Genomic DNA, 17,847 nt, shown 5'->3' on the forward strand with positions numbered 1-17,847 from the left:
GGGCCGGCAAGGACCGGGATCGGCGCCGGGCCGGGCGCGGGCCCGGCCGAGCCGCAGGGTCCGCAGGCGCGCGGGCCTGCGATGCCGCGCGCAAGAGTACCGCAACCGGCGCGGAGCGTTCATACCCGTATTGGCCGGCTCGCAGGCCGGTTTCGTCGCGGCGGCCGGCTGCGTCCGTTCGCCCGGCACGGCAACCCATGCAGCGCGCCCGGGCGGCTCGCCCGCGATCCAGGTTGGGCGGCGTGCCGTGCCTGCGCGATTCCGCCGGGCTTCGACCGCCTCGCGGACCGAGGCACGGCGGCGGGCATCGACATCGAGCGACCGCGACCCCAAGCCCGGTTTCCTGCATTGCAGTGCGACCTCGGCACCGAGGCGAGCCGCTTCTGCGTTGCGCCGGAACGGTCCATGCAGATGCGTGGACACGAATGCGTGCGCGAACGCCTATGCGCGAGTACGCGGTTGCGTGCGGGCGCGCATGCACGCGCATGCACGCGTGTGCGTGTGCGTGTGCGTGTGCGTGTGCGTGTGCGTGTGCGTGTGCGTAACAGCATCTCGCACGCGCGCCATCCACATCGCGCAATGAGCATTCATACGAATGAACGACGCGAATCCCGCATGCACCGAAGCGAGTGCGAACCCGGCCGAGCACCCGCGGCATGTGCGCGCGTTCGCATTCGTGCATACGCGCAAGCGTCGGCGCGCGCAGCGCAACCCAACCTCAACTGCGACGACGACTGGAAAAATAATCGGCACACAGCTCCAGTTTTCGCGCCGACAGAACCGACAACAACCGCTTCATAGGGCCAGTCGATAGCCTTCATCGGAACAATCAATTATCCGAAACCATCGCCCGCACTCGATGATTGCGCCCGGCACAGCGAGCGACCGCTCGACCGATACGACGCAAGCAAGGGCGAAGGCATGAAACCAAACACGCGAGCGGCGACGACAGCGAACATCGCCGCCATCGCGTTTTTGCTCGCCTTCGCGGCAGCTGTTTTCGCCGCGTTTTCCGCCGCGTCGCCCGCGCTCGCCGCAACCGCCGACACCGCCGAACCCGCGCCCTCGGCGCCAGCGGCGCCCTCTGCGCAATCGGGAAAGAAACACTTCATCCGCTGCGCCGCCTGCCATTCCACCGATGCCGCCAACCGCTCGGCGACCGGCCCGCATCTCAACGGCATCGTCGGCCGCACCGCCGCCTCGCTGCCGCACTTCGCCTACACCAGCGCGCTGCGCGCGCAGGATTTCAAGTGGAGCGAGCCGAAGCTCGACGCCTTCCTCAAATCGCCGCACAGCACCCATCCCGGCATGTGCCCGACCTTCAACGGGCTGGCCAAGGCCGAGGATCGCGCGGCGCTGATCGCCTATCTGAAAGACCCGGCCGACTGATTCGCGCCGGCGATGCGCGCGCGATCGCCCCGGCGGCGCGGCGAGGTCCCACGTTTTTTTCTGCCGTAAGGAGGGCAGCGATGCGCAACCGAACCACTCTGACGATCTTGGCGGCAGCGATCATGTCGATCTCAGCCGCGAGCATGGCCGGACCGGCCACGACCCCGGGCCAAAGCCCGCCCAAGCCGATGGGCAACCGCGACTGGTGGCCGCGCACGCTCGACCTGTCCGCGCTGCGCCAGCACGAAGCGCAATCCAATCCCTACGGCGCCGATTACGACTACGCCAAGGAATTCGCCACGCTCGATCTGGATGCGGTCAAGGCCGACATCCGCAAGACGCTGACCACCTCGCAGCCGTGGTGGCCGGCCGACTACGGCCACTACGGCCCGTTCTTCATCCGCATGGCCTGGCACAGCGCCGGCACCTACCGCGTCGGCGACGGCCGCGGCGGCTCGGACGGCGGCGAACAGCGTTTCGATCCGCTCAACTCCTGGCCCGACAACGTCAGCCTGGACAAGGCGCGCCGGCTGGTGTGGCCGATCAAGCAGAAGTACGGGCGCAAGCTGTCGTGGGGCGACCTGATGGTGCTCGCCGGCAACGTCGCGCTGGAGGACATGGGCTTCAAGACCATCGGTTTCGCCGGCGGCCGCGTCGATGCCTGGCAGCCCGACGTGGTGTTCTGGGGCCCGGAAACCAAGATGATGGCCGACCAGCGCCGCGACGCGAAAGGCAATCTCAAAGGCCCGCTCGCCGCGACCCAGATGGGTTTGATCTACGTCAATCCGGAAGGGCCCAACGGCAATCACGACCCGATTTCCGCCGCCGCCGACATCCGCCGCGCGTTCGGCAACATGGCGATGAACGACGAGGAGACGCTGGCGCTGATCGCCGGCGGCCACACCTTCGGCAAGGCCCACGGCGCGCACAAGCCGGACCAGTGCGTCGGCGCCGAGCCGTCCGCCGCGGGCATCGAGCAGCAAGGGTTGGGCTGGCGCAACAAGTGCGGCAAGGGCAACGCCGAAGACACCGTCAGCAGCGGCCTGGAAGGCGCGTGGTCGGCCAATCCGATCAAGTTCACCACCCAGTATCTCGACAACCTGCTCGGTTTCGATTGGGTCAAGACCAAGAGCCCGGCGGGCGCGACCCAGTGGATTCCGACCGACGCCTCCGCCGCGCGGCTGGTGCCCGACGCGCACATCAAGGGCAAGACCCACGCGCCGATCATGTTCACCACCGATATCGCGATCAAGGAAGACCCGGGCTTCCGCAAGATCGCCGACCGCTGGCACGAGCATCCGCAGGAGTTCGCCGACGCGTTCGCGCGCGCGTGGTTCAAGCTGACCCATCGCGATCTCGGGCCGCAGGCGCGTTACCTGGGCAAGGACGTTCCCAACCAGACCTTCGAGTGGCAGGACCCGCTGCCCAAGTCCGCGGCCGCGCCGTTGAACGAGGCCGACCAGCGCAAGCTCAAGGCGCAGTTGTTGGCCTCGGGCCTGACCGCGCCGCAACTGGTGCGCACCGCCTGGGCCTCGGCGTCGACGTTCCGCGGCACCGACATGCGCGGCGGCGCCAACGGCGCGCGCCTGCGCCTGCAGCCGCAGCGCGGTTGGGCGGTCAACGATCCGGCCGAACTGGCGCAGGTGCTGGGCAAGCTCGCCGCGGTGCAGAGCGCGTTCGCCCAGGGCGGCAAGCAGGTCTCGATGGCCGACCTGATCGTGCTCGGCGGCAACGCCGGCATCGAACAGGCGGCAGCGCAGGCCGGTTACCGCGTCGCGGTGCCGTTCGCGCCGGGCCGGGTTGATGCGACCCAGGAGCAGACCGACGCCGCGTCGTTCGCCTACCTGGAGCCCAAGGCCGACGGTTTCCGCAACTACTACGGCCCCGGCGCCGAGCTCGACCCGGCCGCGGCGCTGGTCGACAAGGCCGACGCGCTGAACCTGACCGTGCCGGAGATGACCGTGCTCGTCGGCGGCCTGCGCGTGCTGGGCGCCAACGCCGGCGGCTCGGCGGCGGGCGTGTTCACCGCGACGCCGGGCAAGCTCGACAACGCCTTCTTCGTCAATCTGCTGTCGATGGACACGGTGTGGTCGAAGTCGGCGGCGCCGGGCTTGTTCGAGGGCAAGGATCGCGCGTCGGGCGCGGCGAAGTGGACGGCGACGCCGGTCGATCTTGCGTTCGGCTCCAACTCCGAGCTGCGCGCGGTGGCCGAGGTGTATGCCTCGGACGATGCGAAGCAGAAGTTCGTCGACGACTTTGTGCGCGCCTGGGCGAAGGTGATGAACGCGGATCGTAGCTGAGCGGACGGGGGCTGGCGGTCTCGCTCGGATCGGCCGGCATGGCTCGCGTCGCCGTCCCGCAAGGGGCGGCGGCGCGAGGTTCGTTGCGGGCTTTCGCCAGGCTTCGGCCCAGGCCGCGGCGAGCGGAGACGAAAGCGTCGGGCCTGAAGGCCCTCCCACGTGCAAGCAGACGGCGGGCGGCGCGGCGCGCTCAGCGGCCGGGTTCGTCGTCCCAGAGGATCTTGTGCAGTTGCAGCTGGAACCGCACCGGCAGGCGGTCGGCGACGATCCAATCGGCCAGATCGCGCGGGCGCACCTGGTGGAAGCTCGGCGAGAACATCACCGCGCAGATCGAGGTCAGCCCGTGCTCGGCGACGATGGCCTTGGACCATTCGTAGTCCTCGCGGCTGCAGATCACGAACTTGATCTGGTCGCGCGCGCTCAGCAGCGGCAGGTTGCTCCACAGGTTGCGATGGGCTTCCTTGGAGTCCGGGGTCTTGATGTCGAGCACGCGCGACACGCGCGGATCGACCGCGCCGATGTCGATCGCGCCGGAGGTTTCCAGCGAGACTTCGTAGCCGGCGTCGCACAGGCGCTTGAGCAACTCGATGCAGCGCTTCTGCGCCAGCGGCTCGCCGCCGGTCACGCAGACGTGGCGGGCGCCGTGTTGCGCGACCTCGGCCAGGATCGCGTCGAACGTCCACCACTCGCCACCGTGGAAGGCGTAGGCGGTGTCGCAGTACTGGCAGCGCAGCGGGCAACCGGTCAGGCGCACGAACACCGTCGGCCAGCCGATGCTGTCGGATTCGCCTTGCAGCGACAGGAAGATTTCGGTCAGCCGCAGGCGCTCGGAGGACGGCGCGGCGGTCGTCTCGGAGACAACGGCGTTCATGGCAGGGCTCAGTTGCGCAGCCGGCTCAGCTGGATCGCGTTGAGGCGATCGGCGGCCGTGCGCGCGGCGTCGGTACCGGGATACCGGTTGGCCACGTCGGCGAGCGTGCGCTCGGCGGCATCGACCTGTTTCAGCCCGAACTGGGCCAGGCCGACCTTGAGCAAGGCCCCGGCGGCCTTGTCGTGGGTCGGATAGCGGTCGAGCAGGGCCTGGAACTGCTCCTGCGCGAGCTGGTAGTTCTGGGTGACGTAGTAGCTCTCGCCCAGCCAATACAGCGCGTTCGGCGTGTAGGTGCCGTTCGGGTGCGCGGCCAGGAACTCCTGGAACAGGCGCGCCGATTCGACGTACTGCCCGGCCTTGAGCTGGTTGAACGCGGCGTCGTAGGCGGCGCGTTCGTCGCCGCTCTGCGCCAGCAGGCCCGGATCGCCGTGCACGCTGGGCGGGGTGTCCTTCACCGCCGGCGGCGGCGGCGAAGGCTTGGCGGACGCCTGCGGCCCCGGCGCGGCGGCGGCGGGCGCGCCGCTTTCGAGCCGGTTGAGGCGGTTGTCGGTATCCAGGTACTGGGCCTTGCTCGATTCCTGCAGCTGGCGGTTCTGCTGCTGCAATTCCTCGACCTGCGAGCGCAGGGCCTGCATTTCCGACTTGAGCTGGGTGACCTGGTTGAGCAGGTCCATGTTGGCCTGGTTGTCGGACGCGCGCTGTTCCAGCGTCGCGACCCGATCGGCCAGGCTCGCGCGCTGGGCGAAAGCGGGCGTGGCGGCCGCGAGGGCCGCCACGACTGCCAAGGCTAGGGCGAATTTGCGCATCGCTGATCAGCCTTTGTCTGGGTTGCTCGGAAGGTCCGACCGCTTACTTGGCGGTGTAGACGATCTCGACGCGGCGGTTCTTGCCCCAGCAGTCTTCGTTCGACTCGGTGCAGACCGGACGCTCTTCGCCGTAGGACACGACGGTGATCTGGCTGCCCGAACCGCCGTTGGCCTGGATGGCCGACGACACGGCATTGCCGCGGCGCTCGCCCAGGCCCAGGTTGTACTCGCGGCTGCCGCGTTCGTCGGCGTTGCCTTCCAGGGTCATGCGCGAGGACGGACGGTCGCGCAGGTACTTGGCGTGGCAGCCGACGATGGCCTGGAATTCCGGCTTCAGCGAATCCTGGTCGAGGTCGAAGTAGACCACGCGCTGGCGCAGGCAGGCGTCGGTGTCCAGGTCGTTCGGGCCGTAGGCGCCCGAGGCGACCGGGCCGGTGTCGCCGCCCGGCTGGGTGGTGGTCGGGCCGGTGCCGTTGTCGGTCGGCGGAACTTCCTTGACCTTCTTCGAGCAGGCGACGGCCGCGGTGCAGAGCACGGCGGCGAGCAGGATGCGGGCAGCGTTGTTCATGGGTATTCCTCGTCAGTGTGTAACGTGGGGCAGGAGTCGTTCGGGGATTGGTGCAGGCGTGTTCCGGCGCGTCTGCGCGTGGGGGCCGGCCGGCGCGTCAGCGCGGCAGACGATAGGGCCCCCAGGCCGGTTCGCGCACGTCGCCGTCGGCGAGCACCAGGCGCTGGCGCACCCGGGCATCGGCGGAAACGGCATACAGCACGCCACGGCGTCCTTCGCGCGCAGCATAAATGATCATGGAGGCATTCGGGGCAAAGCTCGGCGATTCGTCCAGCGAACCCGGCGACAGGGTGCTCCACAGGGCGCCACCGGTGCTCGAATCCATCACCGCGATCCGGTAGGTGTTGCCGGCGCCCTGGGCGGTGGCGATCTTCTTGCCGTCGAAGGACACGCTGGCGCTGGCGTTGTAGCTGCCCTGGAAGGTCACCCGGGTGGCGCTGCCGCCGCTGGCCGCGACCGAGTAGATCTGCGGCTTGCCGCCGCGGTCGGAGGTGAAATAGATCTTGCTGCCGTCGGCCGACCAGGTCGGCTCGGTGTCGATGCCGAAGTGGTTGGTCAGCTGGGTCAGCGCCTTGCTGCCCAGGTCCATCACGTAGATCTCGGGGTTGCCGCTGCGCGACAGGGTCAGGGCCAGGCGGCGGCCGTCGGGCGAGAACGCCGGCGCGCCGTTGATGCCGCGGAACTTGGCCACCAGTTCGCGGCTGCCGGTGCCGATGTTCTGGATGTAGATCGAGGAGTTGCCGCCTTCGAAGCTGACATAGGCCAGACGGTTGCCGTCCGGGCTCCACGACGGCGACAGCAGCGGCTCGGGCGAGCGCACCACGGTCTGCGGGTTGTAGCCGTCGGAGTCGGCGACCATCAGCGCGTAGTTGCTGCCGCGGCCGGTGCCGGTGGCGGTGACGTAGGCGATGCGGGTGAAGAACGCGCCGCGCACGCCGGTGATCTTCTCGTAGATGGCGTCGGCGACCTGATGGGCGACGTCGCGCATGGCGTTGGCGCGCGCGGTCAGGGCGAAGCCGAGCAGGCGTTGCTGCTTGCCAACGTCGTACAGCTCGTACTCGACCCGGTAGCTGCCGGCGCCGGCGTCGAGGACGCGGCCGACGACGATGTAGTCCTGGTTGAGCGCGCGCCAGTCGGGGAAGCTGATTTCGTTGCCGCGGGTCGGCTTGGCCGCCATCTGCTCGACCGGCAGGCCGCGGAACTGGCCGGAGCGGTTGAGGTCGTTGCGGACCACTTCGGCCACGTCGGTCGGCGGAGCGGCGCCGCCGCCCTGGTAGGGCATCGGCACCACCGCGATCGGGGTGGCCGAAGCCAGGCCGCCGACGATGTCGATCTCCAACCCCTTCTGCTGGGCCGATGCGGCGAGGGGAAGCAGGACGGCGAGCAACGCGGTCAGCCAGCGCAGGGGTCGTTTCATCGGCACTCCGTGAAAATCCAACGGGGGTTTGTTCAGGTTCGGCATTGTTAACGCTGTTGGGTGAACGTTGGCTCAAAACCCGGCGTCAATTTGCGTTTCAAAGTGTTAGCGGAGCGCGTACGCCGGGGAACGGCGGGCAAAAAGGCGCGAAAAACGCCTTTAGCGACGCAATCGGGCAGCATCGGCCCCGCCGCGGCAGGCCGCCGGTCCATCGGGCGGGCCGCCCGACCCGGCAAGGCCGGGCGTTCTCAGCGCTCGCGCACCTGGCGCCACCAGCGCTTGACCCGGCCCTCGCGTTCGTCCGGTTCGGGCACGTGCACGGCCAGCCGCAGGCGCGGCTTGAACACTTGTTGGTAGCCCTGGTACGGCAGCGGGCTGGCCGCGCGCACCGCCGCCAGCAGCGAGTCGCGCGCGGCCGCGTCGAGGCCGCAGGGCTCGATCGCCCGCACCGCGTTGACCGCGCCGCCGGCCGCCTGGTCCAGTTCCAGGGTGCAGACGCTGTCGGCGGCGGCGCTGTCCGGCGGCCGCCAATGCTGGCCGATGGCCTGGCGCAGCACTTCGTAATAGCGCAACTGGTTCTGCGGCAGGCAGTGTTCGGCGCTGTCGCAGGCGCGGCCGATTTCGTTCCCGGCAGCCGCGGCGGGCGCGGCTACCGCGGCGAGCAAGGCGCCGGCGAGCAGGGTCGAAAGGAACACGCCCGAAAGGAGCAGGCCCGCAGCGGCGCGCATCAGCGGTCCTCGGCGCGGAAGTTGAGGATCAGGCTGCGCTGGAACACGCTTTCGAATCCGGCATACGGCAAGGGCTGGGCCTTGAGCACCGCGGCCTCGACTGAACGCCGGCCGGCCTCGTCGTAGGCGCAGGGCTCGACCACTTCCACCGCGATCACTTGCCCACCGGGCAACTGGCGGATGTTGAGGCGGCAGGCCGCGCCCAGCGGGACCGAATCCGGGCGGGTCCACTTGTTCTTGATCGCCGACTGCAGCGCCGCCTGATAGCGCGCCAGCAGGCCGGTGTCGGCGCCCTGGTTGCCGGCCTGGGCGGCCGGCGTGGTCGCGGCGGCGGTCTGGCTGGCCTGGGTGGCGCGGCGATCGGCGAGCTGCTGCAGCTTCTGTTCGGCCAGGCTCTGCTCGCGCTGCAGGCGCGCGCGCTCGCGGCGGATCTCGTCGAGCTTCTGCTGCCGCTCGGCTTCCTGCTGCTCGGCCAGGCGCTGCCTCTGCTGCGCCTCTTCCTGGCGCTTCTGTTCGGTCAGGTCGACCTGCTCCTGCCGCGCCTTGGCCTCCTGCAGCTTCTTTTCCTCGGCCGGATTCGGCGTCGGCGTATCGACCACCTGCTCCTGGCTGGTGGTGTCGGGCACCGGGATGAAGTCCTGCGGCGACTGCTGCTGCGGCGCGACCGCGTCCTGCGGCTTGGGCTCGGCGACCGGTTGCGGCAGCGGCTCGGCGTCCTCGGGCTGCGGCTCGGGCAGTTCGACCGGCTTGACCTTGCTGCGCAGGGTGCGCTGCATCGCCGCCGACAGGTCGCTCATTTCCGCCAGTTCGGTGGTCACCGGCGAGCCGGCGGCCGACACCGCCGCGCTGTTCCAGTTGAGCAGCGCGCTGACGATCAAGGCGGCGATCAACAGGCCGTGCAGCAGCACGACCAGGATCGCCGCCTGTACCGTATCGGCGCGGGTCTCCCTCATTGCTTGCCCTTCTCGGGCTGGCTGATCAGGCTGACCTTCTCCACCCCCGCCTTCTGCAGGATGTTCATCGCATCCATGACCGGCTGGTAGTTGGCGCGGCCGTCGCCGGCGATGTAGACCTGCAGCTTGTCCTTGTCGTTCTGCTTGACCATCGCGCCGACCTTGGTCGCCAGATCCTGCGCGGTCACCGCTTCCTTGTTGCCGGCCTTGACCGTAAGGAAGAAATTGCCGCGTTCGTCGACCTGGACCACGACCGGGTCGCTCTTGGTCTGCTGCGACTTGGCGTTGGACTTGGGCAGATCGACATCGACGCCCAGCGTCAGCAACGGCGCGGTGACCATGAAGATGATCAGCAGCACCAGCATGACGTCGATGTACGGCACGACGTTGATGTCGGCCTTGAGCTTGCGTTTGTTCGGGCGGCGGATGGTGCCGGACATGGCGGGTTCCTCAGTATGCGCGGGACGCGGCGCCTTATCGGGGCCAGGCGTGGCCGCGGCGCGGACGGGACGGTGCGGCGGGCTCGCCCCGCATCACTCGTCCAGGTGCGCCTGCCGCTGCAGGATCGAGGAGAACTCTTCGGAGAACGCGTCGTAGCGCACCGCCAGCCGCTCCACGCCGGTGGCGAAGCGGTTGTAGGCCCACACCGCCGGGATCGCCACGAACAGGCCCATCGCGGTCGCCAGCAGCGCCTCGGAGATGCCCGGCGCGACGTCGGCGATGCCGACCTGCTTGGACGCGGAGACCAGCGAGTGCATGGTCACCATGATGCCGAACACGGTGCCGACCAGACCGATGTAGGGCGAGGTGGAGCCGATGTTGGCCAGCAGTTCCAGGTTGTGTTCCAGGCCGTCGACCTCGCGCGAGCCGGTCGCGCGCATCGCCCGCTGGGCGCTTTCGATCTGCGCGCGGGCATCGACGCCGCGGCGCTGGCGCACGCGGTTGAACTCGCGGAAGCCGGCTTCGAAGATCGCCTCCAGCCCGCCGATGTTGCGCGCGCGCTCGGTGGTGCCGGCGTAGAGCTTGGACAGTTCGGCGCCGGACCAGAAGCGCTCTTCGAAATGATCGGCCTCGGCCTTGGCGCGGCGGATCACTTTCCACTTGCGGAAGATGATGAACCACGAGGTCAGCGAGGCGACCACCAGCAACAGCATGATGAACTGCACCGGCAGGCTGGCCTTGATCACCAGGTCCAGCAGGCTGAATTCGGCGGCGGCCTGGCCGGCGGCGGCGGCGCCCTGGGTCACCGCCTGGGTGGCTTCCTCCGGCAAGGCTTGCACGGTCGTGGCCAGAAGCGCGATCAGCGATGACGTCATGCTCGGTTCTCCGTAGCCCGATGCGCGGGCTTGTGTGGGGCGTGCGGCGCGTCGGGAGTCAACGGGCCGCGGGATGCTGTGGGGTTGAAGCGCCGGGGTCGAACGCGATGGGTCGCAAACGCGGGTTTCGCCTGGCGCGGGTTTTACTACTGGCTCCGTGAAGCCGCACGCAACGCGCCCGGCCAGCGGCGCGGCGCGCGCCTCATCCGCCCGGCTCCGGCGCTTCCTGCGCCTGCAACTGCGCATACAAGGCCGGCGGGATCGGACACGGACGCAATTGCCGCGCGTCGACCGAGGCGATCTTCACTTCCGCCTCGATCAGCCGCTCCTCGCCGCGCACGACCTGCTGGACGAAGATCAGGCTGGCGCGGCGGCAGCGCACGAGCCGCACGGTGACCTGCAGTTCGTCGTCCAGCCGTCCGGGCTTGAGGAAGCCGATCCGCATGCCGGCGACCACGAACACCAGCCCGTGCTCCAGGCGCAGGCCTTCCTGGCCGTAGCCCAGGGCGCGCACCCATTCGCTGCGCGCGCGCTCCATGAAGGCCAGGTATTGCGCGTGGTACACCAGCCCGCCGGCGTCGGTATCTTCCCAATAGACGCGTGTCGGCCAACTGAATAAGCCGGGAATCGCGTTCGAATTCGCCGATATCGCGCTCATGCGCGCGCTCCTCGCGGGCCGGCGTGCGCTGGCGTCGACGCCGTGGGCATCAGAACAGGTCTCCGGATTCGATGGCGCGTTCGCCCGGCCGGTCGCGCGGGTCCAGGCCGAAATGGCGGTAGGCGCGCGAGCTGGCCATGCGGCCGCGCGCGGTGCGGATCAGATAGCCCTGCTGGATCAGGAACGGCTCGATCACATCTTCCAGCGTGCCGCGCTCCTCGCTCAATGCCGCGGCCAGCGACTCGACCCCGACCGGGCCGCCGTCGAAGGACTCGATGATGGTCTTGAGCAGGCGCCGGTCGAGGTCGTCGAAGCCTTCCGGATCGACCTTGAGCATGGCCATGGCGGCGTCGGCGACGGCGCGGTCGATATGGCCGTTCGCGCGCACCTGGGCGTAGTCGCGCACGCGCCGCAGCAGGCGGTTGGCGATGCGCGGGGTGCCGCGCGAGCGCCGGGCGATCTCGGCCGCGCCTTCGGCCTCGCAGGCGATGCCGAGGATCTGCGCGGAGCGGCGCACGATCCGGGTCAGCTCCTCGGCGTTGTAGAACTCCAGCCGCTGGACGATGCCGAAGCGGTCGCGCAGCGGCGCGGTCAGCAGGCCGGCGCGGGTGGTCGCGCCGATCAGGGTGAACGGCGGCAGGTCGAGCTTGATCGAGCGCGCCGCGGGGCCCTCGCCGATCATGATGTCGATCTGGTAGTCCTCCATCGCCGGGTACAGCACTTCCTCGACCAGCGGCGAGAGGCGGTGGATTTCGTCGACGAACAGCACGTCGTGCGGCTGCAGGTTGGTCAGCAGCGCGGCCAGGTCGCCGGCCTTTTCGATCACCGGGCCGGAGGTCTGGCGCAGGTTGACCCCGAGCTCGTTGGCGATGACGTGGCTCAGCGTGGTCTTGCCCAGGCCCGGCGGGCCGAAGATCAGCACGTGGTCGAGCGCCTCGCCGCGGCCCTTGGCCGCCTCGATGTAGATCTTGAGCTGCTCGCGCACCGGCTGCTGGCCGAGGTACTCGTCCAGGCGCTTGGGCCGGATCGAGGCCTCGATGGCGTCGTCTTCGCGGGTGGCGCCGGAGCCGATGATGCGCTGATCGTTCATGCGGCTATGTTCGCATGGGACGGGGCGCGGGCGCAGGGGCGGCGGAGCGACGCGGGGCGCTGCGCAGCGGCCGCGCCTGTGGACAAATCGCGCGCCGCCCCGCCGGCGGGCGCCGGCCGGCCGCGATCAGCTCGTCTCGCCGCGGCGCAGGTCGGCGAAGAAACGGTGGAAGTCGCGGGCGCGGTAGAGCTCGACGAGTTCGCCAAAGAATTCGAAGGCGACCACTTCGGGCTCGTGCTGCGGGCCGCGTTCGCGGTAGTCCAGGCACAGCATCCACTCGATGCCGTGCAGGGCCAGGATCAGCAGCCGCTCGCAACCGGCGTAGGTGCGCGCGAAGCCGTACAGCGCGTCGCGGCCCTGGAAGCCGTCGGCCCAGTCGGCCAAGGTCTGCAGGTCCGCGAGCGCGGACACGGTGCCGTCGGGCACGACGCTCTCCCAGTCGTAGCGATGCCGCGAGGGCTGGCGCCGCAGCGGGACCCATTCGAACCCGGTGACGCCGCCGTCCTGGCGCAGGTACAGCGCGCGCAGCAGCGCCGGCAGGCGCAGGCCCAGGCGCGCCTCGGCGGCGACGAGCGCGGCTTCGTCGGCCGGCGCGGCGCCGTCGCGGGCCCAGTAGCCCGGGCCGCTCCAGAACGTGTCCAGGCTCGGCGGCCGCGGATCGCAATCCAACAGCGTCCGTGGGTCGTGGCGCGCCTGCAGCGCTGGGTTCCAGTACTGGATCTCGACCAGGTCGGCGAGGAAGGCGGCGTGGTCCGGATAGTCGCGCAGGCGCTGGCGCTGGTCGGTCAGCACGATCCGCGGCTCGCCGCCGGCGCTGTAGTCCAGGCACAAGGTGCCGTTGCCCTCGCCCAGGGCGATGGCGATCAAACGGCTGTCGTCGGCGGCGAGCGCGGCGAAGGCGTCGTCGCGGTAGTCCTCGCGCCGGCGCAGCTCGGCCAGCGAGAACCACTCGGCCAGCGGCAGCAGCCGCGCGCGCGGGATCAGCCAGTCGGCGTCGATCCAGTCCTCGCTGTGGCGCGAGGCCGCCCGCGCCATCCGCACCGCGCCGCCGTCGTAGCGCGCGTACAGCGCGCGCAGCCACGGCGGCAGTGCGATGCCCAGCCGCGCTTCGACCGCGGCGACGGCCTCGGCGCCGGCGGCGCCGCGGCCGAGGTTGCGCTCCTCGTCCCAGAACGTGTCCAGGCTCGGCGCACAGCCGTAGACCCGCCAGTCCAGGACGCTGCCGCCCACCTCAGATCTCGACCTGCGCGCCCAGCTCGACCAGGCGGTTGCCCGGAATCCGGAAGAACCCGGTCGCCGGCGCCGCGTTGCGGTGCATGAAGGCGAACAGTCGGTCGCGCCAGATCGGCATGCCGCGGTGGCGGCTGGCGACCACGGTCTCGCGGCTGGCGAAATAGGTCGTGTCCATCGGATCGAACCAGACCCCGCCGGCGTCGCACGAGCGCATCAGCGCCAGCGGCACGTCGGGCACTTCCATGAAGCCGAAGCGGATCAGCACGCGGTAGAAGTCGTTGCCGATCGCCTCGATCTTGAGCCGCTTCTCCTTCGGCGCGTACGGCACGCCGAGGGTTTCCACGGTCAGGAACACGTTGCGCTCGTGCAGCACCTTGTTGTGCTTGAGGTTGTGCAGCAGCGCGTGCGGCACCACGCCCTTGTCGGCGGTCATGAAGATCGCCGTGCCCGGCACCCGCACCGGCGGCGCCAGCATCAGGCCGGGCAGGAAGCTGTCGAGCTGGATGCCTTCCTTGCGCACCTCTTCGTGCAGCAGCTCGCGGCCGCGGCGCCAGGTGCGCAGCAGGGTGAACACGATCAGGCCCAGCGCCAGCGGGAACCAGGCGCCGTCGAAGAACTTGGCGCCGTTGGCGATGACGAAGCCGACGTCGACCACGAAGAACAGCACGCACAGCGGCAGCACCCACTTGCGCCAGCGCGGCCACAGCGCGCGCGCGACCAGGGCCAGCAGCAGGGTGTCGATCAGCATCGTCGCCGAGACCGAAATGCCGTAGGCGGTGGCCAGCGCGGTCGAGCTGCGGAACGCCAGCACCACGGTGATGACCGCGATCGCCAGGATCCAGTTGATGTACGGCACGTAGATCTGGCCGATGGTGCTGCTGGAGGTGTGCTTGATCTGCATGCGCGGGATGTAGCCCAGCTGCATGGCCTGGCGCGACACCGAATAGGCGCCGGTGATGACCGCTTGCGATGCGATCACCGCGGCCATCGTCGCCAGCACGATCATCGGATACAGCGCCCACGACGGCACCGATTCGAAGAACGGATTGACCACCGCGCGCGGATGGTTGAGCACGAACGCGCCCTGGCCGAGGTAGTTCAGCATCAGGCTCGGCAGCACCATGATGTACCAGGCCCAGCGGATCGGCTTGGCGCCGAAGTGGCCCATGTCGGCGTACAGCGCTTCGCCGCCGGTCACCGCCAGCACCACCACGCCCAGGATCAGCACCGACTGCGCGCCGTGCTCGATGAAGAAGCGCGCGCCCCACATCGGGTTCAGCGCCTTGAGCACTTCCGGGCCCTGGATGATGTTGTACACGCCGATCGCGGCGAGCGAGACGAACCAGATCATGGTGATCGGGCCGAACACCTTGCCGACCTTCTCGGTGCCGAAGCGCTGGGCCAGGAACACCATCACCAGGATCAGCACGGTGATCGGCACGATGAAGCGGTGCAGGCCGGGCGCGGCGACCTCCAGGCCCTCGACCGCGCCGAGCACCGAGATCGCCGGGGTGATGACGCTGTCGCCGAAGAACAGCGAGGCGCCGAAGATGCCGAGGATGCCGACCACGTAGGCCGAACGCCCGCCCTTGGCCAGCGTGCGCTGGGCCAGGGTCATCAGCGCCATGATCCCGCCTTCGCCGTCGTTGTCGGCGCGCATGATGATGGTGACGTACTTGACCGTCACCACGATCATCAGCGCCCAGAACACCAGCGACAGGATGCCCAGCACCGTGTCGTGGTTGCTGGTGAGGTGGAAGTGCGGCGAGAACGCCTCTTTCAGCGTGTACAGCGGGCTGGTGCCGATGTCGCCGAAGACGACGCCGATCGCGCCCACGATCAGCCCGGGAAGCCCCTGTTTGGAGCCGTGATGGCCTGAGTCGTGTCCGCTCGCGGCCATGTGGCCGTGAGCATGCTTGCCGGACTTGTCAGAAGAGGGAACGGTAGAAGACATGGTGGTCGGATTCCGGGCGGCGTCCCGCCATGGACGGGCTCAACGCAGCGCGGACTTTAGCGCTTTGCGGATGATGGCGGCGGCATCGTCGCCGGCGGCGGTGGCGTCGCGCGCCATGCGCGCGGCTTCGGCCGGCTTGTAACCCAGTTGCTGCAGCGCCACCACCGCCTCGCTTTGCGGATCGGCGGGCACGCCGCCGCTGGGCAGGGTCGCGCCGCTGCCGGCGAGGTCGGCGGCGCGGTCGCGCAGCTCCACCACCATGCGCTCGGCGGTCTTCTTGCCGATGCCGGGGATGCGGGTCAGCGCGGTGACGTCGCCGCTTTGCACCAGCCGCGCGAACTCGTCCACCGACACGCCCGACAGCACCGCCAGCGCGATCCTGGCGCCGATGCCGCTGACCTTCTGCACGTCGCGGAACAGCCGCCGCTCGCTCTCGCGCAGGAAGCCGTACAGCGAGACGCTGTCTTCCTTCTGCGCGTAATGGGTGAACAGCGCGACCTCGCGGCCGACCTCGGGCAGGTCGTAGAACGTGCTCATCGGCGCTTCGAGCTCGTAGCCCACGCCGTGCACGTCGACCACCAGCCACGGCGGCTGCTTATGCACCAGGATGCCTTTGAGGCGACCGATCACAGGCTGACTCCAAAAGAACGGCGCGACCCGCCGTGGCCGGCGCGTCGCAGGAAAAGGACGGACATCGGGGCAAAGCGCGGACGGCCATGCAGGACAACGCGGACGCGCGCGCGGGTCCCTGCCCCGCGCGCCGCGGACGGCGCGGCGACGACCCGGACGGCGGCCATCTCAGGCGCCGCGCCTGCGCAGTTGGTGGGTGGCGATGCCGGTGCGCTGGGCCGTAGCGCTCATATGGGCATGGGTCAGCGCGACCGCAAGCGCGTCGGCGGCGTCGGCCTGCAGCTTCACTTCGGGCAGGTTCAGCAGCAGCCGGACCATGTGCTGGACCTGCGCCTTGTCGGCCGCGCCGCGCCCGACCAGCGACTGCTTGATCAGCCGCGGCGCGTATTCGCTGATCGGGATGCGCCGGCGCACCACCGTCGCCAGGGCGGCGCCGCGGGCGTGGCCGAGCTTGAGCGCGGAGGTCGCGGACTTGTCCATGAACACCGTCTCGATCGCCACCTGCATCGGCCCGAATTCGTCCAGCGCCGCTTCCAGGCCTTCGCACAGCAGGCCCAGGCGCGAGGGGAAATCCTCGGCGTCGAGCAGCTTGAGCGCGCGCGCGGCGACGAAGGTGCAGCGGCCGTCGCCGGCCATGTCGATCACGCCCAGGCCGGTGCGCTGCGAGCCGGGGTCGATGCCCAGGATGCGCACGGGCCCGGCGGGCGGGTTGCGGGTTGTGGTGGTCGCCATCGGCTAGCGCTGGCGCAGCGCGGCGGCCGGGCCGGCCGCGCGCTGGGCGCGGCGGCAGCCTCGGCCATCGCGGCTACGCATACGCATCCTCGCCGAGGTCGGCGTTGGAATAGACGTTCTGCACGTCGTCCATGTCTTCCAGCCAGTTGAGCAGCTTGACCACCTGCTGGGCGGTCTCGCCTTCCACCGCGCTGGTGTTGTCGGCGCGGAAGGTCACTTCGGCCTGGCCGGGCGCGAGGCCGGCGGCTTCCATCGCGGCCTTGACCGCGGCGAACGCGTCGGGGGCGGTCAGCACGTCGATCGAGCCGTCGTCGGGATAGACCACCACGTCGTCGGCGCCGGCGTCGATGGCGACTTCGGTGATCTTCTCCTCGTCCGAGCCGGCCTCGAACCACAGCACGCCGCGCTTGGCGAACATGAAGGACACCGAGCCGTCGGTGCCGAGGTTGCCGCCGAACTTGCTGAAGGCGTGGCGCACGTCGGCCACGGTGCGGACCTTGTTGTCGGTCAGGCAGTCGACGATCACCGCCACGCCGCCGGGGGCATAGCCCTCGTAGCGCACTTCCTCGTATTCCACGCCTTCCAGCGCGCCGGTGGCCTTCTTGATCGCGCGTTCGATCACGTCCTTGGACATGTTCGCCGACAAGCCCTTGTCGACCGCGGTGCGCAGCGCCGGATTGCCGTTGGGATCGCCGCCGCCGCGGCGCGCGGCCACGGAGATCTCGCGGATGATCTTGGTGAAGATCTTGCCGCGACGCGCGTCTTCGGCGTTCTTGCGTGCTTCGATCGACGGACCTCTACCCATGGCGTTACCGGCTTATGTCTGAACAAGCCGGCGATTTTACCTGATCGGTCCTGCAGCGCGACTCGAAAACCGCGCTCCGCCGGGCGGCGGCGGCGGGGCGACGCAATCGGGCTCAGTCGCCGAACCGGCCGCGACGGAAGAACGCCTCGGCCATGCGCGCGGCCTGGGCCGAGAACAGCAGGCCGCTGTGGCTGGCGTCGATGACCGCGTGCGCGGCCAGCCCCGGCAGGCGGGTTTCGGCGACCGCCACAGTGCCGTCGCTGTCGCCGTCGAAATGGCCGAAATAGCGGCCCAGGCCGTGCGGGCTGCGGCCGGCGATCAGGCCGACCTGGGCCGCGCCCTGCCACGGCGGGCAGCCTTCCAGCAGCAGCGCGGCGGCGCGGCCGAGCGCCGGCGC

17 protein-coding genes and 1 pseudogene are annotated in these 17,847 nt (G+C 69.7%); 2 read left to right on the top strand and 16 right to left on the bottom strand.

The window, feature by feature from the left end; all coding sequences use genetic code 11:
* The first annotated feature begins 921 nt into the window (after window positions 1-921).
* A complete protein-coding gene (locus tag A7A76_RS21230; RefSeq protein ID WP_206413172.1) occupies window positions 922-1,389 on the top strand; it encodes a c-type cytochrome in 468 nt (155 codons plus the stop codon).
* Window positions 1,390-1,532: 143 nt separating this feature from the next.
* Window positions 1,533-3,689, top strand: coding sequence for a catalase/peroxidase HPI (gene katG / locus A7A76_RS21235; protein WP_206413186.1), 2,157 nt, complete (start codon window positions 1,533-1,535; stop codon window positions 3,687-3,689).
* 190 nt (window positions 3,690-3,879) lie between these two features.
* On the opposite strand, the gene queE is transcribed toward katG, so the two are convergent.
* From queE to A7A76_RS21315, 16 genes and pseudogenes are all read right to left on the bottom strand, one after another.
* Complete coding sequence (queE, locus tag A7A76_RS21240; RefSeq protein ID WP_206413173.1) at window positions 3,880-4,560, bottom strand: 7-carboxy-7-deazaguanine synthase QueE; 681 nt, start codon at window positions 4,558-4,560, stop codon at window positions 3,880-3,882.
* Between the two features lie 8 nt (window positions 4,561-4,568).
* A complete protein-coding gene (gene ybgF / locus A7A76_RS21245) occupies window positions 4,569-5,366 on the bottom strand; it encodes a tol-pal system protein YbgF (RefSeq protein WP_206413174.1) in 798 nt (265 codons plus the stop codon).
* Between the two features lie 43 nt (window positions 5,367-5,409).
* The gene (gene pal / locus A7A76_RS21250) at window positions 5,410-5,934 is read right to left on the bottom strand and encodes a peptidoglycan-associated lipoprotein Pal (RefSeq protein WP_206413175.1); all 525 of its coding nucleotides are present in this window, start codon (window positions 5,932-5,934) and stop codon (window positions 5,410-5,412) included.
* Window positions 5,935-6,031: 97 nt separating this feature from the next.
* Window positions 6,032-7,351, bottom strand: coding sequence for a Tol-Pal system beta propeller repeat protein TolB (tolB, locus tag A7A76_RS21255; RefSeq protein ID WP_096376995.1), 1,320 nt, complete (start codon window positions 7,349-7,351; stop codon window positions 6,032-6,034).
* 248 nt (window positions 7,352-7,599) lie between these two features.
* A complete protein-coding gene (locus tag A7A76_RS21260) occupies window positions 7,600-8,079 on the bottom strand; it encodes a hypothetical protein (RefSeq protein ID WP_206413176.1) in 480 nt (159 codons plus the stop codon).
* Complete coding sequence (locus tag A7A76_RS21265) at window positions 8,079-9,032, bottom strand: cell envelope integrity protein TolA (RefSeq protein WP_206413177.1); 954 nt, start codon at window positions 9,030-9,032, stop codon at window positions 8,079-8,081. Before A7A76_RS21265 ends, A7A76_RS21260 begins: the two co-directional genes overlap by 1 nt.
* The gene (gene tolR / locus A7A76_RS21270; RefSeq protein ID WP_206413178.1) at window positions 9,029-9,472 is read right to left on the bottom strand and encodes a protein TolR; all 444 of its coding nucleotides are present in this window, start codon (window positions 9,470-9,472) and stop codon (window positions 9,029-9,031) included. Before tolR ends, A7A76_RS21265 begins: the two co-directional genes overlap by 4 nt.
* A 93-nt stretch (window positions 9,473-9,565) precedes the next feature.
* Window positions 9,566-10,348, bottom strand: a complete 783-nt coding sequence (tolQ, locus tag A7A76_RS21275) for a protein TolQ (protein WP_206413179.1) — start codon at window positions 10,346-10,348, stop codon at window positions 9,566-9,568.
* A gap of 202 nt (window positions 10,349-10,550) precedes the next feature.
* A complete protein-coding gene (gene ybgC, locus A7A76_RS21280) occupies window positions 10,551-11,006 on the bottom strand; it encodes a tol-pal system-associated acyl-CoA thioesterase (RefSeq protein ID WP_206413180.1) in 456 nt (151 codons plus the stop codon).
* A gap of 49 nt (window positions 11,007-11,055) precedes the next feature.
* Window positions 11,056-12,096 (bottom strand): Holliday junction branch migration DNA helicase RuvB, encoded by a 1,041-nt coding sequence (gene ruvB, locus A7A76_RS21285; RefSeq protein ID WP_206413181.1) that lies wholly within the window; start codon window positions 12,094-12,096, stop codon window positions 11,056-11,058.
* 126 nt (window positions 12,097-12,222) lie between these two features.
* Entirely contained in the window at window positions 12,223-13,326 is a 1,104-nt protein-coding gene (locus A7A76_RS21290; RefSeq protein WP_206413182.1) for an SMI1/KNR4 family protein, read from the bottom strand.
* Window position 13,327: 1 nt separating this feature from the next.
* Complete coding sequence (locus A7A76_RS21295; RefSeq protein ID WP_206413187.1) at window positions 13,328-15,229, bottom strand: potassium transporter Kup; 1,902 nt, start codon at window positions 15,227-15,229, stop codon at window positions 13,328-13,330.
* 93 nt (window positions 15,230-15,322) lie between these two features.
* A complete protein-coding gene (gene ruvA, locus A7A76_RS21300; protein WP_206413183.1) occupies window positions 15,323-15,913 on the bottom strand; it encodes a Holliday junction branch migration protein RuvA in 591 nt (196 codons plus the stop codon).
* Window positions 15,914-16,081: 168 nt separating this feature from the next.
* Window positions 16,082-16,645, bottom strand: coding sequence for a crossover junction endodeoxyribonuclease RuvC (gene ruvC / locus A7A76_RS21305; protein ID WP_206413184.1), 564 nt, complete (start codon window positions 16,643-16,645; stop codon window positions 16,082-16,084).
* A gap of 73 nt (window positions 16,646-16,718) precedes the next feature.
* Window positions 16,719-17,450, bottom strand: coding sequence for a YebC/PmpR family DNA-binding transcriptional regulator (locus A7A76_RS21310; RefSeq protein ID WP_206413185.1), 732 nt, complete (start codon window positions 17,448-17,450; stop codon window positions 16,719-16,721).
* A gap of 112 nt (window positions 17,451-17,562) precedes the next feature.
* Window positions 17,563-17,847 (bottom strand): annotated as a pseudogene (locus tag A7A76_RS21315) (alpha/beta hydrolase); the annotation flags it as partial.

Source organism: Lysobacter enzymogenes, assembly GCF_017168095.1.
GTDB lineage: Bacteria > Pseudomonadota > Gammaproteobacteria > Xanthomonadales > Xanthomonadaceae > Lysobacter > Lysobacter enzymogenes_D.

Excerpts from the sequence above, each read along its gene's own strand:
- A7A76_RS21295 (WP_206413187.1), bottom strand. The coding sequence starts at position 15,229 with ATGGCCGCGAGCGGACACGACTCAGGCCATCACGGCTCCAAACAGGGG.
- pal (WP_206413175.1), bottom strand. The coding sequence starts at position 5,934 with ATGAACAACGCTGCCCGCATCCTGCTCGCCGCCGTGCTCTGCACCGCG.
- tolB (WP_096376995.1), bottom strand. The coding sequence starts at position 7,351 with ATGAAACGACCCCTGCGCTGGCTGACCGCGTTGCTCGCCGTCCTGCTT.
- A7A76_RS21260 (WP_206413176.1), bottom strand. The coding sequence starts at position 8,079 with ATGCGCGCCGCTGCGGGCCTGCTCCTTTCGGGCGTGTTCCTTTCGACC.
- queE (WP_206413173.1), bottom strand. The coding sequence starts at position 4,560 with ATGAACGCCGTTGTCTCCGAGACGACCGCCGCGCCGTCCTCCGAGCGC.
- A7A76_RS21230 (WP_206413172.1), top strand. The coding sequence starts at position 922 with ATGAAACCAAACACGCGAGCGGCGACGACAGCGAACATCGCCGCCATC.
- ruvB (WP_206413181.1), bottom strand. The coding sequence starts at position 12,096 with ATGAACGATCAGCGCATCATCGGCTCCGGCGCCACCCGCGAAGACGAC.
- tolR (WP_206413178.1), bottom strand. The coding sequence starts at position 9,472 with ATGTCCGGCACCATCCGCCGCCCGAACAAACGCAAGCTCAAGGCCGAC.
- ruvC (WP_206413184.1), bottom strand. The coding sequence starts at position 16,645 with ATGGCGACCACCACAACCCGCAACCCGCCCGCCGGGCCCGTGCGCATC.
- ybgF (WP_206413174.1), bottom strand. The coding sequence starts at position 5,366 with ATGCGCAAATTCGCCCTAGCCTTGGCAGTCGTGGCGGCCCTCGCGGCC.
- ybgC (WP_206413180.1), bottom strand. The coding sequence starts at position 11,006 with ATGAGCGCGATATCGGCGAATTCGAACGCGATTCCCGGCTTATTCAGT.
- katG (WP_206413186.1), top strand. The coding sequence starts at position 1,533 with ATGGCCGGACCGGCCACGACCCCGGGCCAAAGCCCGCCCAAGCCGATG.
- tolQ (WP_206413179.1), bottom strand. The coding sequence starts at position 10,348 with ATGACGTCATCGCTGATCGCGCTTCTGGCCACGACCGTGCAAGCCTTG.
- A7A76_RS21265 (WP_206413177.1), bottom strand. The coding sequence starts at position 9,032 with ATGAGGGAGACCCGCGCCGATACGGTACAGGCGGCGATCCTGGTCGTG.
- A7A76_RS21310 (WP_206413185.1), bottom strand. The coding sequence starts at position 17,450 with ATGGGTAGAGGTCCGTCGATCGAAGCACGCAAGAACGCCGAAGACGCG.